The following is a 19,987-nucleotide window of genomic DNA, read 5'->3' as shown; positions in this document are numbered from 1 at the left end:
CCGCCTTATGCTTTCGCCTTCGGCATCTGGCTGACCAGAGACAGGTTGACGTCCATCCCTTCCACCTGGAAGTGCGGCACGGCGTAGAGCTTCACGCGGAAGAAGCCCGGGTTGTCCTCGATGTCTTCCACCACCACTTTTGCGTCGCGCAGCGGGTGCGAAGCCTGCAGCTCGTCGCCCGGATCGGTCATTTCAGTCACCAGTCCACGAACCCAGGTGTTCAGCTCCAGCTCCAGCAGGCGGCGGTCCTTGGTGGTGCCGATATTTTCGCGCTGAATCAGTTTCAGGTAGTGGGCGATACGCGACAGCAGGAAGATGTACGGCAGGCGCGCGTTGATACGGCTGTTGGCGGTGGCGTCCGCCGTGTCGTACAGCGCCGGTTTCTGGGTCGAGTTGGCCGAGAAGAAGCAGGCGTAGTCGCGGTTTTTGTAATAGCTCAGTGGGATAAAGCCCAGGTTCGCGAATTCAAATTCGCGGGTTTCCGGGATCATCACCTCACTCGGGATTTTCACCTGATTACCGGTCCCCAGATCGTACAGGTGGATCGGCAGATCCTGAACGGCACCACCCGCCTGAGGCCCACGGATCTGCACGCACCAGCCATTGTTGATAAAGCTCTTCACCATATTGGCGGCGAAAGCAAATGAGGCATTGGTCCACAGGTATTTTTCGTGATCCGGCCCTTTTACCTCTTCCACGTAGTTAAAGCTGCGCACCGGCACCGTGTCCGGACCATACGGCAGACGACCCAATACCCTCGGCATCACCAGACCGATATAGCGGGAATCGTCGGTGTCACGAAACGACTTCCATTTGATATACTCAGCGCGGTCAAAGTAGTTACCGATATCCTTGATAGCAGCGACGTCTTCCATACTCTCTTTCAGGAAGAACTTCGGTCCCACCGAGCCGATAAACGGCATATGGGCGGCAGCAGACACTTTCGAAATATTGCGCAGCAGCGCCACATCCTGCGCAGAAGCGTCGAACTCATAAGACGAAATCAGCGCGGCAATCGGCTCTCCGCCCGGGGTGTCGTACTCATCAATATATGTATGTTTATACAGTCCGCTCTGGATAATTTCCGGCGAATCCTCAAAATCCTGACGCAGGTCATCTTTGGACATGTCCAGGAGTTCAACTTTCACGTTCTGGCGGAAATCGGTTTTGTCGACAAGAGACTTCACACCACGCCACAGACTTTCTACCGCCTGAAAGGCCTCATGATGCATGACAGCATCCAGCTGGCGGCTGATCTGGTTATCCAGCTCAGCGATGTGGTGATCCAGCAGGGTCTTGTCGAGCTTCTCTACCTTCGAGCCGGACTGTTTCAGGCGCTCCAGGAAGATCTGCATGGCTGCGGTTACGCGTTCGTCTGCCGTGGCGTCCGACATGGTCTGATTATCCTGCCACGACTCCAGGGCACTCAGCTTATCCACCGGGTTCAGATGAATTTTTTCAAACAGGGAGGCATACACGCCACCGGCTTCAGAACGTTCCACTACCACGCTTTCGCCGCCAGCAACCGATTCATTTTTTACAGACATCAGCATTTTCTCTTGTTAATCCGTTAAACACAGGGCCTTTGTTACGCCTGTTGCGGCGCCAGGGCGGACAGTTCATTACGCAGCTCATCGCTGAGCGTCGGATCGCGTAGGATTTTTTCCAGCTCCTGACGGAAGGTGACGTTATCCAGCAGATTGGATTTCAGGTCGCGCAATAAATTACGCATCGCCAGCATGGCTTTCAGTTGGGGGATCTGCCGGGCCACCTGCTCCGGCGTGAAATCTTTCATATTGCGAAAGGTCAGATTGATATTTTCTTCGCTGCCGTCACCGGCCAGGGTGTTTTCAACGGTGAGGTTTACTGAGGGGGAAAATTCTGACAAAACGCTGTCGAAGTTGTTTTTATCTATATTAACCTTCTCTCTTTCTGACAGAGGCGCCGTTTCCCTGCCGTTACTGAAATCACCGGTCACCAGTAGTTTGAGCGGCAGCTCAGTTTTTTTACTCGCCCCTCCGGTATGCAGGTCCAGTTTCAGGTTAATGCGGGCTTTGGGTATCTCTTTCTGGAAGCTGTCGCTCATAAATCCCTCTTTGATCGCTGTGTGAGTGGTTTCTGAAACCACGTTTCTTTACACGCCATATTAGAGCATTCATCTGCAACCAATCAATATCGCAGATCATAGATCTTCAATCAGAAGATTCTTAAGAATTTTCCACCACAACAAATCAAAAGAAAACTTCACCAAAAGAGAGAAAACCAGACCACTAAACCAGATTAAAAATAAAACACAGAACAACTGGCAGGGAAAAGAAGAAAAATGAGACATATAACGCAATTAGAGTGCTGACATGATTTAAATCAATGAAAACTGAATAACACAGGAATAAAGCCGGTGCGGGAAGTATCAAACCAGCCCCCCCGATTAATGAAAGCCTCCACGCAAACCGGCGTTTATTACTATAGACAAAGGACGGCTACGGGTAATGACTTTCCATGATACGGGAAACAAATAAGACTTTTCGGTGATTGGCGTGAAAATTCTGAATGCTGAAGTTGTGTCTGGTGATGCTGAGAAATAGCTAAAAATCCACAAACAGATATCATGATACCCTGACCTGTATCTGGCTTACCGGGAGTTCCCTCTGTTATGCGTTCCCTTAAATGCTTTGGGCTGCGGATTATGTCCGTCGCGCTATTTCTGGTGATATTGGTACTTTGTCTTGCGGTTTACACCTGGCTGATGGCGCGTTTTGGATACGGTACACCACCACAGGTCAGGTCACCTGCAGAACAGGCCGATCGGATTGTTGTTCATAAGGCATCCCGAACGCTGGAGCTCCGGAGAAATCACCAGCCTATTGCCCGTTACCGGATTTCACTGGGTAGTGCAGCCGACCAGGGACCCAAAATGCGTGAGGGGGATCAGAAAACGCCCGAAGGGCGCTACGCCATCGACTGGCGCAATGCCCGCTCGAAATATCATCTCAGCCTGCACATCTCGTATCCGGATGCCCGCGACAGTCAGAGAGCAAAGGCCGGTGGGTATAATCCGGGAAGCAATATCATGATCCACGGTCTGCCCAACGGCTGGGGATGGCTGGCGCCGGTATTTCAGCGTATGGACTGGACCGATGGGTGTATTGCTGTCAGCAATGAGGAGATGCGAGATATTTGGAGTAGGGTGCCAGCAGGTACACCGATAGAGATCAAATCATGAATATGGGGAGCTCCTGTTCCCTGCACTGACATTTGTATGACTTAAATGACAGGTTATGTCCGTTGCTCATGAAGTTATCGTAAAAATGGGTTTTCTGACACGATAAATTCTATTTTCCAGTGACATAGCCTGTCAGACACTATTGTTAAGATAGAACGCGAGACTGGTAGATTTAAGAGGGCGTTATGTCTGTTCAGATAGAGTCATTTAATGCGGATGAACTGACAAAGGAAAAGCTGGATGAGCTTATCTTTTACAGGAGGAGTTTTGCGGTTTTTAACGTAATGGATATTTCTGAAACGGTAAAGTTGATAGAGCATGCCATAGAGCATCAGGAGAAAAAACTGACCTGTCGCGTTTATACGGAGTTCAGAAGTACCGCTGTGGCAAGTTCACTATGGTCTCCCACAGTAATATTCGGTGCTGCAAGTGCTGTAGCTATCGGTGTTCACAATCTGGCGACCTGGAATCCGGATTACGAGATCGGAAAGAATTATATAAAAAAGACACTGTCTGTAAAATATAAGAAAGAATAACTATCGGTAAAATGGGCCATTGATATCATAAACGGAGGCCCGTTTATGATATCTTGCTCAATAGTTATTGTGTAAAAATACCAGAAATTTTATCAGGCGTAATTAATTCTCCTTCATTTATGGATATATCACAAATCTCATTATAAATAACGTCAGTGTAATTCCATTTTAAAGTACAGGGTAACTCTTCTATCTGTTGATGGTATTTTTTTATCTTTTCATATTCATCGAGGAAAATAGTTCTGTATTTCATGTAGATAGTGCGTTCCATTACTGTAATACCATGTTTATTTAGCTCTTTTTTTACCTTCTCACAAATGATATTGGTATCTCGTTCCTTGCCTGTGTTATTTTTATGTTGTTTATAGCTTTCTGGTTTTTTATGTTTTCGTTTTTCATGGTATATAGGCAATTCAGGTCTTTTATCGTGGATGGATTTAGTCAAAAATGCCCCCCAGATACCGGGCCATGCAGCCATTGTACCATTGAAAATTCTTTTATGCGGAAAATATAATCCAACGTTGTGTAAAAAAACATTTGAATATGATGGTTCCGTTTTTTTAGCCATAAAGCAAGTGAAAATAGTGCCGTCCATAAACAATGAATCAATAATCTTTTTATAATAATTGGCGGCAATGCGACGTTGACCTGATGTCGCTTCTTTTTGTGGGGGGGATATTATTAGTTTTTTTGTGTTTTTAGGTGAATAAATAAACTCCGCGCTATTTCTGAGCATTTCAAATTCCATCATAAGCCCCACTCTTATGAAGCTTAAGTGCAATTCTTTATTATTTTCTGGCTTTTCTTTTGAGTTGTATTTTTTGGATTTCAGTACTCCATGATTATTCATGTGGCAATAAAAACGAATGGATTCATAAGGATGATTAAAACTATTTAGCATTGAGGCCAATTTAAATTTAATTGCAGGATTTAAATTTGATATGAAATTATCCGATAATAGTTCCATTAGATCTGATATAAAATAATCCTCGTTTACTCCATTGTTTTTTGCAAGTGTACACAAGAGGGCTAGTGAGCATTCTATTTCATATTTCCCTACTTTTAAACTATCACAATCTTCCTGAGAATCATTAATGTAAGTAAAGAAATTTTCACTTAATGCTATTTCAAGGGCGCAAAAAAGATAATGGTTATAAATCAGAATATCTATTTCATTAATATAACGGCTTAGGGATGTCTTATTTACCAGGGATGATATTGTATCGTAAGTTTTTTTGTCATCCCCACTAATGAAAAATGAGGTAAGCACTTCATTTACATGCAGGAAGTTTAGTACGTCCATCACAGCTTTTTTTTCAAGAGAGAGTTGTGGCATCTTTTTATCTTAATTGTTTCAAAAAATGGTAGGCTAATCAAAGCCGTTTAAGAAAACAAGCCCTGGGGTTAATATATGGTCCGTAGCAAAAACTCGCTCACTGACCACATAGTTACTAAGGTTTTGAATATGAAAGATAAAAAAGATGGTTCTGTTGAAATTTCAATCAGCCATACAAAGCAATTACTGACTCGCCGACGCCCCCATATCCATCAGGGGAACAGGGCATACAATCCCTGGGCAGCAACACAGCGAGCGGAAGTGAGGGAGCATGCCTCAGCTGTAACTCCATCATCAGAGCAACAGGCTCTTCCGAATGCAGAAAAACCACCCCGATTCTCCCCGGGAGATGATGTTTTGCTGAGTATGAAAGACATATCTGCTCATAGTGGATTAAGTGACAAATATTTTTATTCTCTCATTAAGAGGGGTATGTTCCCCCGCCCAATGAAGCTGGGCAGGGCCAGTCGATGGCGTAAAAGTGATTACGAGCAATGGCTCAATGAGAGAGAAGAACGACGGAATGAAAGTTAAAGCACTTTGCGGCGGCACAACAATTTTTTAGTTGTGTCCGGCAGAGATATTTAACTAATCAGTTTTTTTAAAATCTACAACACTTTTTATCACGTAAATAGCGTGAAGGGATGATTATGTCTACTGTTTCCAGTAGACATAATCCCCGGCTCTTTAACAATATGGAGTAAATTAGCATGAACAGTCTTCTACCGATACTGTCGAAGGAGGCGTCTGATATATATAAGGCGTCATCCTTTCCCGTAAAATGTCTTCCTCCTTTATTTCATGATGCAGTTGTTGCAACCTGTATTAGTAAAGAAGCTCCGGCTGAGATGGCTGCCAGTATCTTCATCGCTGCAGCTTCTCTGGCTTGTCTGTCGTTGGTTGAGGTCATTCCAACCCACACTGATATACCGGAGCCAGCTTCACTATATATGATGGTAATTGCTGACTCTGGCATGGGAAAATCAACGGTATTAGAGTCTGTCGCACGGGTTTTTTATGATACTTCTTCTGATATCAATAAGGAGTATCAGAAGTTAGTCAAAGAGTTCAATATAGCGCAGGCATCCTAGGAGGAGATAAGAAAAGGTCTGGCCAGAAATTTACGTCAGGCAAAAAATCATAACCTGAGTGGTGAGGAGGAACAACAGGAACTGGAAGAACATTACAGAAACAAGCCGCAAAAGCCCGTTCCTTTTAAGTTCATTTATCAGGATATATCACGCGGTGAGTTTCTGAAAAGGCTTAATGATAATCCTGAAGCTGGTATTATTTTAGAGGAGGGCATTACTTTCTTAAAATCCCGGTTAAAAAACGACCCTGGAATTTTCAATGTCGGTTGGGATGGGGGGAATTATAATTTCCATCGTGATGGTGTTGATTGTGAAATGTCGGTTCGGCTGATGTTTTGTATGATGGTTCAACCTGGTGTTTTTGAAGAGTATTTAAAGAAACATAATACGAGCGGGAGAAATAGTGGATTTCTTGCCCGTTTTCTTATGGCCAGGGTTGATCACACTGCCACAATAGCATTCAACAATAAAGATCCTGACTGGCTAAAATCGTCACTGGATAAGTTTAATAACCGGGTCAGGACGCTGCTGGAAGAAGCAAAAAGGCGCTTTCATTATGGTATTTCTGACAGGAAACAGTTAAAGCTTAGTTTACAGGCTGCCTCATTCATGGGCGAAAAACGCTATAAAATGAAGCAGCTGATTTCTGAAGGGGGTGAATGGGAACACATCAGGGATATAGCATTGAAATCTGGTGCTAACGCATTGCGACTTGCCACAATATTTCATCATTTCAATGGAGAGGACAGTGAAGAAATATCACTGGCGGAAATTGAATCCGCCTACACTATTATTGAGTGGTATATGCAACAAGCCAGTGCTATATTTTTTCATGATTCAAAGCTTTATCAATTCAGGGAGGATGTCCTTGAAGTCTATTATTGGATTTATAACAAAATGGCTCAGAATGGGATGCCAGTTATAGAGAAATCAGAACTTCTGAAACGAGGGCCAAATCGTCTCAGGAGCGCAAATATGGTAAACAGGATTTTGGGACAACTGTACTGGCAAAGAAAAATCTGTTTGTATCAAAACATAGCAGGAGGTACTGTTTATATTAATCTGCCGAATCGGTTGGGGGTCTTTGAGGGCCTCAGTAACTTTACAAACCAGTTTTATTCAGGATATGTAGAGATTATGCCTGAAATGAAAACATCAGAATTTATTGAGTTGGATTTACCCAACTTAGTATTTATTCCTTGACAGAATAATTTTTCCAGGAATGTAACCATGCATGTTTATGCGTTTGATGTGTCCTGTTTATAAATCCTGGGTGTGTATTTTTTGAGCGAAAAATATTTTTTCATCCGTGCCAGAACGTGATTTTCGCTAATGAGTAGCGGAAATCACGGAGTGTATGAGTGTTTCTTTTTTTTTGATTGAAGAACACTCAGGTTTTATGTGTTTAAGGAGAATCATGAAGAGAGTTGCATAACGTCAAAACGTGAATAAACATGCCATTGTTTTGGATTTTTATTCACCCCGTTTTAACGACAACCTCCGGGTGGATATTTATCATATTGTCTTTAATTTGTTCGTCAGGAGGTTGTTACTGCCCTAGGTGTTCTTTATTCATTAAGGTAATTATACGTAATATATATCAGCTGAATAATAATTTCATATCATCTATTCATTCTGGAGTATGTCTAACAGTAAGAGATTGAATCATGGCAAAGTGTAGAAGAGATGGGTGTAATAACCCTGTATTCAGGAACAGAGCAGCATTGAAAGAACGGTTATGTGAAAGGCATTATGCTGTCTTTTTGTTTAACCAGTCAAACCGGAATAGACGACTCAATACCAAATGTGCGTATGAGTCCTGCCAGAATAACCTGGGTGGAACAAGGAATGAAAAATACTGTAGTGCACGGTGTCGACAGAAGGCTTCACGTAAGCTTGATAGCAATCAACTTGACAGTATTCTGGCCTCATCGTACTGGAGAAATATTGGGAACAGCATCAAACGTAATCCCCTTATGTTAGGATCAATTAATGAAATGAAAGATCTGACTATACTCTACAGTCTGTATGTGCATAAAGCAGGTTACCAGCGGAGCTATGCAATACCTGCATATGACGGTTATGAAGGACCTCTTAAGCCTGTTCCGTTGATACCCCTTGAACTCTGTCATTTATATCCCAATGGGAAAGGAGGGGAAAATACCGGAAGAAACATTATTATTGGCCCCAGATTTATTAACCGGAAGAATAATGATCAGATCCCTTTTCAGAGTAACGGATTTTCAGGTATAAGAGCCAAAAATGGAAAGATCTTGATTGAAAGAAGCCTTTTCGATACTCTTGTCGCCCTGCATGGGCAACAGGTGGTTATGGATGCCCTGCAAGAAATCATTCCCGCAAAACGCTTTTATGGAAATGTACCAAGGCCGATTACGTTTCGTGGAATACAGGAAGAAATGCCATTCTTTACGTTGTTACATTGCGAACTATGGCGGCTTGGGTATTGTGATATGGCTATATGTCTGGGAGACATTAAATCCCTCTTCTCGCACCATTACCCTCTGTATCTGGAGTTACTGGCGATCGCAGGGTTTGACGCCATACTTTCCGGTGATCCGGATGGTATTATGATGCGGATTCACCAACTGTTTTATTGTTTTTTTGAAGAGCACCCGCGCCGTTATTTTAAATCACGAACTCACAACCGATATCTGAAAATCATGTATCTCCTGTTGCGCAGATATTTAAAGGAGAATTTTGAGATTGAATTAACGGATCGGAAGAGCGTTGTCAAATTCTATAACGTTTTTTATTCAAAATCAGTCATTGATGTTGGAAAGGAGCCTGATGTGCTCAATTGCATCAGCTTCGACTCAGGAAGAGAGAGAATATCCACAATACCTTTCTATAACCCCGTAAAGAAAGCTATGAGCTCAGATGACTTGTCTCTCCTTTCGGGCACTCCGCTGGATATCTGTTTGCCTGAAGGCTCCTCCCCGGAGCTTCTGTGATAGTCTCACGACTCTGGCGCTGTACGCCCCAGTAAATTCCAAAAAATCTCACACCTATATTACTCATGTGAAATGCCGGGAATCCAGTTCCCGGAGTCTGTTTTTCACAAGGAGTCATCATGTCTGATACCCCCGATGATATCCGGCAGGCTGCTGCCGGAGTGCTGCGGCCCTGCCTCCGCCTGTTTCCTCCCGCTATGGCAGAACAAATCCAGACCTACCTTCAGCAGAGCATTCACTATGAGCCCGTTATTGGCATTATGGGCAAAAGTGGTGCTGGTAAAAGTTCGCTCTGCAACGCGATTTTTCAGGATCAGGTATGCCTGACCAGCGATCTGCTGGCCTGCACCCGAACGCCACAGCGACTGGCTCTGTCCGTGGGCGAACGGACGGTGACACTGGTTGATCTACCCGGCGTGGGAGAGACGCCGGAATATGATGTCGAATACCGTTCCCTGTACCACAGCCTGCTGAACGAGCTGGATCTGATTATCTGGGTACTGAGAGCAGACGATCGCGCCCGAGCCCAGGATATCAGTACCCACCGGGAATTAATGGCCTGTGGGGCCGATCCAGGCCGTTTCCTGTTTGTGCTGAGCCAGGTTGATCGCTTCTCGTCTGACAGCTGCGACAGCGATTCACCGAATGGTATTCCGGCAGCGAAAGTCGCCACTCTGATAACCCAGGCCGCATCCCGGTTTCCGTCCTCTTTTCCCGTGATGGCGGTATCTGCCCATACCGGCCACAACCTGCCTGCTTTTGTTGAGCTGATGATTCACGCGCTTCCTGCACAGGCAAGCAGCCAGGTTTACCGACAAATTAAGACAGAAAACCGCACCGATGACAGCCGGACCAAAGCACGAAAGGACTTTATGTCCATTGCCGGTCATGCCTTTGATGCCGTTACAGAGCCGCTTTTCCTGCCTTCAGGTCTGGCCCGGATTCTGAAGCGACTGCGCAGAAAGCTTATCAGGCTCGCCGGTTCTCTGTGGGACCGCCTTTTTGGCTGAGCCGCGAATGGAAGCGTCAGGATATGTCAGCAGAATTCCGGAAAGGCTTTCAACCGACAGATAAACATTATCTTAATCAAGGCATTAGTTTATTTTCCAGAGCCTCCACTTTTTATCACCTCCCGCACTTTCCCGCGACATAACGTGTCATCCCTTTACGTCATAATAACCTTATGAAATATCGACATATTCAACACACATGGAGGTGCCACCACCATGAAAGAGCAGGATTCCCGCTATGACCGGCTGGCCGTCCGGCTGTCAGTCATTATCAGTCGGTTACTGGCGGGAGAATCATTACAGCTCAGGACGCTGGCCGAGGAATTTGGTGTCTCGGAACGCACCCTGCAGCGGGATTTACACCAGAGACTGGTTCATCTGGACATTGAAAACAATCATGGCCGTTACCGACTGGCTGAAAACATGCTCCGGGATCACTCTCCGGGTGCATTTTCTTTTATACGCAACACCGGCATTGCCCGGATCATCCCCGGGCAGGATAAAGAGCTGATGGCGCTGCTGATGGATGAGTCAGAGTCTTCTCCCTGTCTTATCTGGCATGCCCCGCTGAAATCGTCCCTGCCGGAGTTCTTCACCCGGCTGGTATGCGCTTAGCCACGCGGAATGCCGTGCCATTATGCACATCATCGACTGAGGAGCTTCGCCATGAATACGGAAACTGTTTCACCGGTCAGTACCGGAATGACGCCTGCCGCACAGCGCACCATCCGCCGGGCGCTGACCCTGCTGGAGCAACAATTGCGGGAGCCCGGTGTCGCCTTCACCTCCACCAGTGCGGTACGTGACTGGCTGCGTCTGCAGATGTGCCTGCTGGAGCGTGAGGAGTTTACGCTGCTGTGGCTCGATAACCAGCACCGCCTGATTGCCCGTGAAACTCTGTTTAAGGGCACCATCAACAGCACCGAAGTGCATGCCCGTGAAGTGGTGAAGTCCGGCCTCCGGCACAATGCCGCTGCCGCCATACTGGCACATAACCATCCCTCCGGAAGCGCTGAGCCGAGTAAGACAGACCGGCTGATAACGCTGCGGCTGAAGGAGGCACTGATGCTGGTCGATATCCGTCTGCTGGACCATCTGGTGGTGGGTGGAATGGACATCGTCTCGTTCGCTGAACGGGGCTGGCTGTCAGGAGGAACCGGTGAAAATCATCAGTAAACGCCAGGCCATGGTGATATACCGCCAGCATCCTGCATCCCGGCTGTTTCGCTTCTGCACCGGCAGGTATCGCTGGTCCGGCAGCGTCTGCCACTGGTACGGTCAGGAGGTACAGGATATTCCCGGCGTGCTGGCGGTCTTTGCCGAACGTTATCAGGACCGCAATGGCCCGTATGTCGTTATTCGTAGCGTCACCCTGAACTAATCACATCCACCGTACCGTTCCGGTACCACACATAACAGGTATTTCCCGTGAACTCTCAATCCATATCCGGTACCTCACCGGAGAATAACTCCTGCCCGGAATGGGGGCTGCACAGCGATATCACGCCGCGTTTTGGTGCCCGTCTGGTCCAGGAAGGCCACCGACTGCATTTCCTGGCTGACCGGGCCGGATTCACCGGCACCTTCAGGGATGACGATGCCCCGCGTCTGGAGCAGGCTTTCCCACTGCTGATGAAACAGCTGGAGCAGAAGCTGCTGTGCGGTGAGCTGAATCCCCGCGGTCAGGGACAGGTCACGCTGCACCTGAATGGCCTGGTCTGCGACGCCGATACCCGGGGCAGTTGCGGTTATCTGTATATCACCCTGTACCCGGCAGCCGCTGTTGCCGGTTAAGTCTCTCACTCCTGCCGGAATCTCTCCGGTTTTTATCCATTCACTGAAATAAAGGACATTCCCATGCACATGCAACCTGCAAACACCGGGCAGGCGCCCCTGCCGTGCCCAACGCCGGTCACCGTCTGGCAGACCCTGCTGGAATATCTGCTGGCCCGCCATTACGGGCTGACACTCGGTGACACCCCCTTCAGCGATGACGCCGTTATCCGGGCGCATATCGACGGTGGCATCACACTGGCGGATGCCGTGAACTTTATGGTGGAAAAGTATGAGCTGGTCCGTACCGACCGCCATGGCTTTGACCAGCAGACCCAGTCACCGTTTCTGACGGTGCTGGATATCCTGCGGGCCAGACAGGCCACCGGGCTGATGGCCTCCCCGACAGCGGGTCTGCTCTCCCGGGAGGCCCGGTGAACATGACCGTCAGTGTGGAAGCCAGGGCCGTCAGCGTACTGACGCTCAATAACGGGCAACTCGCCGTGGATATGGAGGGTGTGGCGCTGACTGACCTGGTGAATGCCGTTAATCAGAGTGGTGGCACGTTACAGATTGCAGACAAACCAGGACATATCGTCACCGGGGCTCCACTACCGCCCGGAGCCTCACTGTCAGGGATTTGCTGCAGCACGGCACATATCACGACTGACGACAATCGCCTGCTGTATCAGGCTTCACATCAGTACCAGGACTACGGCGACGCAGAGTGGCTCCACTTCACCGGCACCGGCTACCTGATACGGCTGAATGCCTGGCAGTATCCGCTGCTGCGCCTCAAAACTCTGGGCGTATCGAAAGCCTGCCGTCGTTTGATTGCCTCACTGATTCGCCGCCATGGCATCAGTCTGCTCCACCTTGATGCCGCCGGTGATGTCCTGCCGGGGGTTGACACCTTTGACTGGTAGCGGCTTCTGAACGAGGCGACAACATCATCATCCCGACTATTCAGACCTTCACTCACATAAACGCCAGCCCTTATCCGGCTGGCGTTTTGCTTTTTATAAGGAACCCCGATGACCGACTTACAAACGAACATCAATGCCGAAATCCTGACCGGCCATACCGAACTTATCAGCTCTACCAGTATTGAGCGCACCGTCACCGGGCGTAACTCTGCGCTGGCGCAAATTAACGACCTGATTCACCACCTGGATGACATCTCAGCGCTGACCAGCACCATTGGCGGTGGTACTGCGCAGGAGTGGGGGATGCGTGAGGGACACCGTTATGATTGCTGGTTCACTGAGAAAGTGGAAACCGCAATGAAGGCCATCACCCGCAATATTGATCGCAGTATCTGGCGGGATCTGATGCTGAAATCCGGGATGATTGCGCTGATGGATGCTGAAGCCCGCGACCAGTGGTACAAAAGTCTGGATGAGGATGATATTCCTGCCATTAGTGAAGAAAACATCCTCAGTACCTTTGAGCAACTGCACCAGAGCAAATCAACCGTCTTCGAGCGGGGGATTATCAATGTGTTTAAAAGCCTGAGCTGGAACTATAAAAGTAACAGTCCCTGCCGGTTCGGAAAGAAAATCATCGTGAATGGCCTGGTCAGACATGACCGGTGGGGTTTTCATCTCAACTGGGGACACCGACGCGATCAGCTTGCCGATCTGGAACGAATGCTCAGTCTGCTCGACGGAAAGCCCGTTCCGGAGAGCCGCAGCGATCTCCCGTGCCGGTTCGCGAAGCACATCGATGACGCCCGCTGTTCGTCGGCAGTGTTTGAGGATGAGTATGTGGAGATACGCTACTTTCAGAAGGGGACCGGGCACATCATCTTTAAGCGTCCGGATCTGGTGGAAAAGATGAACGATATCGTCGCCAGGCACTATCCGGGAATGCTACCATCACAGCGGAAAGACTAAAAAGCCGAATACCCGATAATTATATCGTCACCACAGTAAACAATGAATCTTTAAAGAGCGCTATCTTCCCCGGTTCGAGCCCCCAAAGTTGCATAAAAACGGACCGAGGGTATAAATGAGGGTATAAAAACCACCACACCAAAAACAAGGCAATAAAATCAATACATTAACCACATACATCGATTCCGGGTCCGGCACCACGAATTAAAGAACCCAGCCAGTCAGGCTGGGTTTTTGCGTTTTTGGGCTCCCGATTCGATGATCCGCCATCCACCGCGTCACCCGGCCTAAGGCTAGCCTGGCCCTTTCAGTTCCTGCTTCCGCCCACCAACTGGCATCTCTTTACCAGATATGTTTTCTTTAAACCTGTCTGCATATCGACAGACAGGTTTAAAGAAAACGGGAAAATGACAATGAGCTTACTGAACTGCGCCCTGGATTTTCGCCAATTCGTCAAAGAGTTACGTCGCCGTAAAGACTTAGTCGATGTATATCCGGAAGTCTCTGCCGACCTGGAAGTCGCGGCCATCAGCCGCAGGGTCTACGAGAAACGGCTGCCTGCTCCGCTATTTCATCATATTGCCGGGGCCATGCCCGGAGCGCGCGTTCTTGGCGCGCCGGCCGGTATGCTCGCAGCACCAGAAAAAGCCTACTCCCGCCTTGCCCTTCATTTCGGATTGCCGGAAGAGAGCTCTCCACAAGAGATTGTCGCCACCATTCGCCGGGCGACGAAAGCAGCCCCCGTAACGCCGGAATACTGCACCACTGGCCCGATAAAAGAGAATATCTGGCGGGGTGAAGAGGTCGATCTGACGCGTTTTCCGGTACCGTTACTCCATCAGGAAGATGGCGGACGCTATTTCAGCACCTACGGTTTTCATGTCGTGCAATCGCCTGACGGACAATGGCGCAGTTGGGGGATCGGCAGGTTGATGCTGGTTGACCATAACCACCTCACCGGCCCGGCGATACCTACCCAGCATATTGGTATGATAAGAGAAATGTGGCGCCGCGAGGGGAAAGCCACGCCATGGGCCATGGTTCTGGGGGCCCCCCCAGCGGCGTTAGCCGTGGCCGGTATGCCGCTGCCAACCGGGGTCAGCGAACCGGACTACGTCGGCGCGCTATTGGGCAAAGGAATCGCACTCACCAGGACAGAAACCAACGATCTCTGGGTGCCAGCCAATGCAGAAATTGTCCTGGAGGGCGAAATCAGCCTGACGGACACGGCGCCTGAGGGGCCAATGGGGGAATATCACGGCTATCAGCATAAAGCAGGCCGCGAGCAGCCGGTATTTCACGTACATGCAGTCACGTTCCGTAATAACCCCATTTTACCCATTTGCGTTGCAGGTATGCCACCGGAAGAAAACCACACTATATGGGGAACCATGATCTCGGCCCAGTTGCTTGAAATCATGCAGCAGGCGGGATTGCCTGTCGACTTCGTCTGGTGTTCATACGAGGCGGCAACCTGTTGGGCCGTCGTCTCCGTCGATAGTGAAAAACTGGCTGAAATGCACACAACTCCCACAGATTTCGTCAATAAAATTTCAGAGGTCGTTTTCGGTTCACATTCAGGCTATCTGATCCCCAAACTGATTCTGGTTAGTAATGACATCGATATTGTCGATATCAATCAGGTGGTCTGGGCGCTGGCTACGCGCTCGCATCCGCTACACGATCATTTCACTTTTCCGGACATCCGGGAATTTCCGATGGTGCCGTATCTGACGGAAGAAGACAGACAACGCGGTAGCGGTGGAAAAGTCATTATTAACTGCCTGTTCCCTGAGCAGTTTAGCGGGCGAGTACGCGCAGGCACGGCTTCGTTCAGACATTCTTATCCGGAACATATCAAAACGAAGGTCGAGTCTGGCTGGAAAAAATATGGATACTGAACCAGCACACCACTACCGGTAAACCAGCCAGGGGTTTACCGGACAACGCACTTTACAGAATGATGAAATGTCACTCATCGTGAAATACGGGCCTCTTCTTTTCTTGTTTTATCAGGCTTCAGTCAGACTCGCCGCCACTAAAAACAGCTCGTATATTTCTCTCTGAATACCCCCATCCATAACCTGAGATTTCCTTCTACACTGATAGAGGTTCCATCTGAAACGAGGCAACATGCCCCTTCAGATACGGAACAGGGGGCTTCGACGCTCTGCCATCGCAAGCGGCAGGCCTGTTGGCTGTCAAAAACATTTCGTCTCATTACATGCAGGAGACCAGTCCATGCCATTCGTAACTACAAAAGACGGTGTTAACATTTTCTTTAAAGACTGGGGTTCAAAAGACGCACAACCGATTGTTTTTCATCATGGTTGGCCGCTGAGCGCCGATGACTGGGATGCTCAGATGCTGTTTTTCCTGGCTAAGGGGTACCGCGTTATCGCCCTCGATCGCCGTGGGCATGGTCGTTCCGATCAGGTCAGCGAAGGGCATGATATGGATCACTACGCAGCCGATGCTTCAGCCGTTGCGGAACATCTCGATCTGAAGAATGCTATCCACGTAGGTCACTCCACCGGCGGCGGTGAGGTGGCGCGCTATGTGGCAAAATACGGCCAGCCCCAGAACCGGGTGGCGAAAGCCGTGCTGGTTAGCTCAGTGCCGCCGTTGATGGTGAAAACCCCCGACAACCCGGGCGGTACACCCATTGAGGTGTTCGATGGTTTCCGCTCGGCGCTTGCCGCCAACCGCACCCAGTTTTATCTGGATGTCGCTTCCGGGCCTTTCTACGGCTACAACCGTTCGGGGGCTGAAGTCTCCCAGGGCATCATTCAAAACTGGTGGCGCCAGGGCATGATGGGCAGCGCCAAAGCCCATTACGAGGGCATTAAAGCATTCTCGGAAACCGATCAGACCGAAGATCTGAAAGCGATTACCGTCCCGACCCTGGTGATTCAGGGGGATGACGACCAGGTGGTTCCATATCAGAACGCCGCGCTGCTTCAGGACAAACTGCTGGCTAACAGCACGCTGAAGGTATACCCGGGCTACCCGCACGGTATGCACACCAGCCAGGCCGACGTTATTAATGCCGATATTCTCGATTTTATTAGCAAATAACGGGCTGCATTCACATAATTAATGGAGGGGTGGCCCCTCCATTTTTACGCCAGCAACCTCAATATTCCACTACCACATCCCCGGTCGGTACGCTACAGCAGGAAAGGATATAGCCCTCTTCGACATCCTCGTCGGTAATGCCACCGTTATGCGCCATTTCGACCTCTCCTTCCAGCCGCTTCACCTTACAGGTACCGCAAATGCCCATCCCACAGGCTTTGGGAATATGCAGGCCCAGCTTGGCGGCAGCGGCATGCACGGTTTCGCCGGGAGCTATCTGAACGCTCTTGCCGGTGCTGGCGAAGAAGACCTGGATCAGGTCGGAGCGTGGTATTGCTTCGGCCACTTCGGCCGCCTGTTCGGCATCCTGCTGCGCCTGCTCTTTCACCGGCGCCGGCGTCGCCCCGAACGACTCTTCGTGATAGTGTTCCATGTCGAATCCGGCTTCCTGCAACATGTTACGCACGGCGTTCATATAAGGCGTGGGGCCGCAGCAGTAGACTTCACGATCCATAAAGTCGGGGGCCATCATCTCCAGCATCGGGCGGTTAAAGAATCCGCGATAACCGGCCCAGTTCTGGCCGGACTCATGACGTTCGCAGACCAGGTTCAGCTTAAAGTTGGCGATGCGCGCCGCCATATTTTCCAGATCGCGCTGGAAAATAATATCGCGCGGCGTGCGGGAGCTGTGAATAAACACCATATCGACATCGGCATTGGTGTCGAAATACCAGCGAGCCATCGACATCACCGGCGTAATCCCTACACCTCCGGAAAGAAACAGCACCCGGTCGCTGGGGTAGTCGATACAGTTGAACTGACCGACCGGGCCATGCACTGCCAGTTCCATACCTTCGCTCATATTGTCATGCAGCCAGTTGGATACCCTGCCCCCCGGCACCCGTTTCACCGTAATCGAAAAGCTGTATGGTACCGACGGCGAGCTTGAAATGGTGTAAGAACGAAACACCTGTTCGCCGTCGATCTCCAGCTCCAGGGTCACAAACTGGCCGGGCTTAAAGAAGAACATCACCGGCTGTTCGGCCATAAAGCACCAGGTTTTCACATCCCAGGTTTCCTGAATCACCTTGACGCAACGCACGGCATGACGACCGTTGCTCCAGGTCTGGGTGGTTACGGGCTCAAAAGCGCCGGTATTTACTACCGAAATAGTCTGGTTGGTCATACGGAATGCTTCCTGTGGGCCAGGGGTCGATGGATAGCGCGCAACGGTTCGGCGCTACCGGGTACAGCTGAATTTTCAGTTCAACCTCTCTTCGCCATTTATTTATTCACGACATCGGGATATCTGAAAAAACCACCGGGCAACAATACTTTCCTCCTTACGTCTCTAACGGTGGGGATCGATGTCGCTGCCAGAACATTCCACATTCACAACCGGGTGCAGCATCTGGTTTGACGGTGCCCCCTGTCTGCAATGGGAGCCAGCTATCGGGATGTGCCCGCGCGCGGGCGCGACACTTTGATCTGAACGAGAAGAGCACCACCATGAGTCATAACGATCTGCTGAATATCACCTGCGCCAGCATTACCGATGCTCGCGACCAGATGACCGACTTGCTCAAACGGCGCAGGGCTAACTACTCGCTACCACAGCCGCTGTATAACGATCCAACCCTGTTTCGCGTTGATATGGAGGAGGTGTTTCAGAAAGAGTGGCTGTTCGCTGGCATGACCAGCGAAATCCCCAAAAAGGGCGACTATTTCACCCTTGAGATCGGCCAGAATCCGGTGCTGGTGGTGCGCGACGCCAACGGCGCTGTCAACGCATTCCACAACACCTGTCGCCACCGCGGTTCACGCATCTGCCAACAGCAGCGCGGCAAGGTAGCGAATCTGGTCTGCCCCTATCACCAGTGGACCTACGATCTGAAAGGCAATCTGCTGTTCGCGGGCACCAATATGAGCGTGGATTTCGACAAAAGCCTGCATGGCCTGAAGCCCGCCCACTGCCGCACCGCTGGCGGTTTTATCTTCGTCTGCATCGCCGAACAGCCGCCGGAATCGGACTTCGACGACTTCCTGGCGACGCTTGAAGAGTACATGGAGCCGTATGATGTGGAAAATACCAAGCTGGCGGCGGAATCCGAGATGTATGAAAAGGCCAACTGGAAGCTGGTACTGGAAAATAACCGCGAATGCTACCACTGTGCGGGCAGCCATCCGGAACTGCTCAATACCCTGCTGGAGTGGGACGATACCAACGATCCGCGCGCTACGCCGGAATTTATCGACTACTACAACCAGCAGGCGGAACAGTGGGACCAGGAAGGTATTCCACACCGCCACAGAAGCTTCGGGCAACGTAACCGCATCGTGCGTATGCCGCTCAAGCCGGGCGCCAGCGTGATGACTATCGACGGCAGCGAAGGCTGCTCTAAGCTACTGGGCCGCATTAAGAACCACCAGTTGGGCTCGATGCGTATTCTGCATCTGCCCAACTCCTGGAACCATATGCAGAGCGATCACTTTATCGTGTTCCGGGTACTGCCCATCTCGGCTCAGGAGTCGCTGGTCACCACAAAATGGTTTGTGCACAAGGATGCGGTACCGGGCGTTGATTACGATCCGGAGCGTCTGCGCCAGGTATGGGACGCCACCAACGATCAGGACAGGATTCTGGGGGAAGAGAACCAGCGCGGCATTAACTCCATTGGCTATCAACCCGGCCCCTATTCAGAAACCTATGAGTTTGGGGTAATTAACTTCCTGGAGTGGTACAGCGATACCGTACTGAAGAATCTGGGCGCTGGTGATAATAGCGAACTTTATCCGGTCGGCGTTCCCGATATTGAACGGCAGTATGGGTAATTTCGCCTCTGTTTAACCCTCATCCCGGCCCTTTCCCCTCACCCTAACCCTCTCCCCATAGGGGAGAGGGGACCAGGCTGGCGCTAATTTTACCCTTCTGCCCATAGGGGAGAAGGGACCAGGCTGGCGCTAATTTTACCATTCTGTCCATAGGGGAGAGGGGGCCAGGCTGGCGCTAATTTTACCCTTCTGCCCATAGGGGAGAGGGGACCAGGCTGGCGCTAATTTTACCCTTCTGCCC

The 19,987-nt window shown here is 49.8% G+C and carries 19 protein-coding genes and 2 pseudogenes; 17 read left to right on the top strand and 4 right to left on the bottom strand.

What is annotated here, in order from left to right; translation table 11 throughout:
* Window positions 1-5: 5 nt before the first annotated feature.
* The gene (gene tssC / locus V3W49_RS10520) at window positions 6-1,553 is read right to left on the bottom strand and encodes a type VI secretion system contractile sheath large subunit (protein WP_500145305.1); all 1,548 of its coding nucleotides are present in this window, start codon (window positions 1,551-1,553) and stop codon (window positions 6-8) included.
* A 35-nt stretch (window positions 1,554-1,588) separates the two neighbouring features.
* Window positions 1,589-2,086, bottom strand: coding sequence for a type VI secretion system contractile sheath small subunit (gene tssB / locus V3W49_RS10515; RefSeq protein WP_500145304.1), 498 nt, complete (start codon window positions 2,084-2,086; stop codon window positions 1,589-1,591).
* Window positions 2,087-2,653: 567 nt separating this feature from the next.
* Between tssB and V3W49_RS10510 the strand changes: the two genes are divergently transcribed.
* On the top strand, window positions 2,654-3,223 hold the full coding sequence (locus V3W49_RS10510; protein WP_500145302.1) for a L,D-transpeptidase family protein: 570 nt from the start codon (window positions 2,654-2,656) through the stop codon (window positions 3,221-3,223).
* A gap of 185 nt (window positions 3,224-3,408) precedes the next feature.
* The gene (locus tag V3W49_RS10505; RefSeq protein ID WP_500145300.1) at window positions 3,409-3,759 is read left to right on the top strand and encodes a hypothetical protein; all 351 of its coding nucleotides are present in this window, start codon (window positions 3,409-3,411) and stop codon (window positions 3,757-3,759) included.
* A gap of 64 nt (window positions 3,760-3,823) precedes the next feature.
* Here the strand turns inward: V3W49_RS10505 and V3W49_RS10500 are convergent, their stop codons facing one another.
* Window positions 3,824-5,095: a hypothetical protein gene (locus tag V3W49_RS10500; protein WP_500145299.1), complete on the bottom strand. Its 1,272-nt coding sequence runs from the start codon at window positions 5,093-5,095 to the stop codon at window positions 3,824-3,826.
* Window positions 5,096-5,224: 129 nt separating this feature from the next.
* Between V3W49_RS10500 and V3W49_RS10495 the strand changes: the two genes are divergently transcribed.
* The 14 genes and pseudogenes from V3W49_RS10495 (at window position 5,225) to V3W49_RS10430 (ending at window position 16,914) form a co-directional block, all read left to right on the top strand.
* Window positions 5,225-5,629: a helix-turn-helix transcriptional regulator gene (locus tag V3W49_RS10495; protein ID WP_500145298.1), complete on the top strand. Its 405-nt coding sequence runs from the start codon at window positions 5,225-5,227 to the stop codon at window positions 5,627-5,629.
* A 176-nt stretch (window positions 5,630-5,805) separates the two neighbouring features.
* A pseudogene (locus V3W49_RS10490) lies at window positions 5,806-7,002 on the top strand (DUF3987 domain-containing protein); the annotation flags it as partial.
* Window positions 6,991-7,389 carry a hypothetical protein gene (locus tag V3W49_RS10485; protein WP_500145407.1) on the top strand — a complete coding sequence of 133 codons (399 nt, stop codon included), beginning with the start codon at window positions 6,991-6,993 and terminating at the stop codon, window positions 7,387-7,389. The pseudogene V3W49_RS10490 and the gene V3W49_RS10485, both read left to right, overlap by 12 nt.
* 794 nt (window positions 7,390-8,183) lie before the next feature.
* A complete protein-coding gene (locus tag V3W49_RS10480; RefSeq protein WP_500145297.1) occupies window positions 8,184-9,158 on the top strand; it encodes a hypothetical protein in 975 nt (324 codons plus the stop codon).
* 119 nt (window positions 9,159-9,277) lie between these two features.
* Window positions 9,278-10,168 (top strand): GTPase family protein, encoded by an 891-nt coding sequence (locus V3W49_RS10475; RefSeq protein ID WP_500145295.1) that lies wholly within the window; start codon window positions 9,278-9,280, stop codon window positions 10,166-10,168.
* 216 nt (window positions 10,169-10,384) lie between these two features.
* Window positions 10,385-10,756: pseudogene (locus V3W49_RS10470) on the top strand (DeoR family transcriptional regulator); the annotation flags it as partial.
* A 78-nt stretch (window positions 10,757-10,834) separates the two neighbouring features.
* Complete coding sequence (gene radC, locus V3W49_RS10465; protein ID WP_500145293.1) at window positions 10,835-11,344, top strand: RadC family protein; 510 nt, start codon at window positions 10,835-10,837, stop codon at window positions 11,342-11,344.
* Window positions 11,328-11,549: a DUF987 domain-containing protein gene (locus V3W49_RS10460; protein ID WP_500145292.1), complete on the top strand. Its 222-nt coding sequence runs from the start codon at window positions 11,328-11,330 to the stop codon at window positions 11,547-11,549. Before radC ends, V3W49_RS10460 begins: the two co-directional genes overlap by 17 nt.
* A gap of 47 nt (window positions 11,550-11,596) precedes the next feature.
* Window positions 11,597-11,962 carry a type IV toxin-antitoxin system YeeU family antitoxin gene (locus tag V3W49_RS10455; RefSeq protein ID WP_500145291.1) on the top strand — a complete coding sequence of 122 codons (366 nt, stop codon included), beginning with the start codon at window positions 11,597-11,599 and terminating at the stop codon, window positions 11,960-11,962.
* Window positions 11,963-12,025: 63 nt separating this feature from the next.
* On the top strand, window positions 12,026-12,379 hold the full coding sequence (locus tag V3W49_RS10450) for a TA system toxin CbtA family protein (RefSeq protein WP_500145290.1): 354 nt from the start codon (window positions 12,026-12,028) through the stop codon (window positions 12,377-12,379).
* Window positions 12,376-12,867: a DUF5983 family protein gene (locus tag V3W49_RS10445; RefSeq protein WP_500145289.1), complete on the top strand. Its 492-nt coding sequence runs from the start codon at window positions 12,376-12,378 to the stop codon at window positions 12,865-12,867. The genes V3W49_RS10450 and V3W49_RS10445 overlap by 4 nt, the downstream gene beginning before the upstream one ends.
* A 108-nt stretch (window positions 12,868-12,975) precedes the next feature.
* Window positions 12,976-13,836, top strand: a complete 861-nt coding sequence (locus V3W49_RS10440) for a DUF4942 domain-containing protein (RefSeq protein WP_500145287.1) — start codon at window positions 12,976-12,978, stop codon at window positions 13,834-13,836.
* 413 nt (window positions 13,837-14,249) lie between these two features.
* Window positions 14,250-15,737, top strand: a complete 1,488-nt coding sequence (locus tag V3W49_RS10435; RefSeq protein WP_500145285.1) for a UbiD family decarboxylase — start codon at window positions 14,250-14,252, stop codon at window positions 15,735-15,737.
* Between the two features lie 340 nt (window positions 15,738-16,077).
* Window positions 16,078-16,914: an alpha/beta fold hydrolase gene (locus V3W49_RS10430; RefSeq protein ID WP_500145284.1), complete on the top strand. Its 837-nt coding sequence runs from the start codon at window positions 16,078-16,080 to the stop codon at window positions 16,912-16,914.
* A 58-nt stretch (window positions 16,915-16,972) separates the two neighbouring features.
* On the opposite strand, the gene gbcB is transcribed toward V3W49_RS10430, so the two are convergent.
* Window positions 16,973-18,100 carry a glycine betaine monooxygenase reductase subunit gene (gbcB, locus tag V3W49_RS10425; RefSeq protein ID WP_500145283.1) on the bottom strand — a complete coding sequence of 376 codons (1,128 nt, stop codon included), beginning with the start codon at window positions 18,098-18,100 and terminating at the stop codon, window positions 16,973-16,975.
* A 323-nt stretch (window positions 18,101-18,423) separates the two neighbouring features.
* Between gbcB and gbca the strand changes: the two genes are divergently transcribed.
* Window positions 18,424-19,746 (top strand): glycine betaine monooxygenase oxygenase subunit, encoded by a 1,323-nt coding sequence (gene gbca, locus V3W49_RS10420; RefSeq protein ID WP_500145282.1) that lies wholly within the window; start codon window positions 18,424-18,426, stop codon window positions 19,744-19,746.
* The last annotated feature ends 241 nt before the right edge of the window (window positions 19,747-19,987 follow it).

The sequence above is a fragment of the Rosenbergiella sp. YN46 genome, from assembly GCF_036620675.1.
GTDB lineage: Bacteria > Pseudomonadota > Gammaproteobacteria > Enterobacterales > Enterobacteriaceae > Jejubacter.
This window is presented reverse-complemented; position numbering and strand designations above follow the sequence as displayed.

Excerpts from the sequence above, each read along its gene's own strand:
- V3W49_RS10480 (WP_500145297.1), top strand. The coding sequence starts at position 8,184 with ATGAAAGATCTGACTATACTCTACAGTCTGTATGTGCATAAAGCAGGT.
- V3W49_RS10440 (WP_500145287.1), top strand. The coding sequence starts at position 12,976 with ATGACCGACTTACAAACGAACATCAATGCCGAAATCCTGACCGGCCAT.
- gbcB (WP_500145283.1), bottom strand. The coding sequence starts at position 18,100 with ATGACCAACCAGACTATTTCGGTAGTAAATACCGGCGCTTTTGAGCCC.
- V3W49_RS10500 (WP_500145299.1), bottom strand. The coding sequence starts at position 5,095 with ATGCCACAACTCTCTCTTGAAAAAAAAGCTGTGATGGACGTACTAAAC.
- V3W49_RS10450 (WP_500145290.1), top strand. The coding sequence starts at position 12,026 with ATGCACATGCAACCTGCAAACACCGGGCAGGCGCCCCTGCCGTGCCCA.
- V3W49_RS10485 (WP_500145407.1), top strand. The coding sequence starts at position 6,991 with ATGCAACAAGCCAGTGCTATATTTTTTCATGATTCAAAGCTTTATCAA.
- V3W49_RS10435 (WP_500145285.1), top strand. The coding sequence starts at position 14,250 with ATGAGCTTACTGAACTGCGCCCTGGATTTTCGCCAATTCGTCAAAGAG.
- V3W49_RS10505 (WP_500145300.1), top strand. The coding sequence starts at position 3,409 with ATGTCTGTTCAGATAGAGTCATTTAATGCGGATGAACTGACAAAGGAA.
- V3W49_RS10475 (WP_500145295.1), top strand. The coding sequence starts at position 9,278 with ATGTCTGATACCCCCGATGATATCCGGCAGGCTGCTGCCGGAGTGCTG.
- radC (WP_500145293.1), top strand. The coding sequence starts at position 10,835 with ATGAATACGGAAACTGTTTCACCGGTCAGTACCGGAATGACGCCTGCC.
- tssC (WP_500145305.1), bottom strand. The coding sequence starts at position 1,553 with ATGCTGATGTCTGTAAAAAATGAATCGGTTGCTGGCGGCGAAAGCGTG.
- gbca (WP_500145282.1), top strand. The coding sequence starts at position 18,424 with ATGAGTCATAACGATCTGCTGAATATCACCTGCGCCAGCATTACCGAT.
- tssB (WP_500145304.1), bottom strand. The coding sequence starts at position 2,086 with ATGAGCGACAGCTTCCAGAAAGAGATACCCAAAGCCCGCATTAACCTG.
- V3W49_RS10510 (WP_500145302.1), top strand. The coding sequence starts at position 2,654 with ATGCGTTCCCTTAAATGCTTTGGGCTGCGGATTATGTCCGTCGCGCTA.
- V3W49_RS10430 (WP_500145284.1), top strand. The coding sequence starts at position 16,078 with ATGCCATTCGTAACTACAAAAGACGGTGTTAACATTTTCTTTAAAGAC.
- V3W49_RS10495 (WP_500145298.1), top strand. The coding sequence starts at position 5,225 with ATGAAAGATAAAAAAGATGGTTCTGTTGAAATTTCAATCAGCCATACA.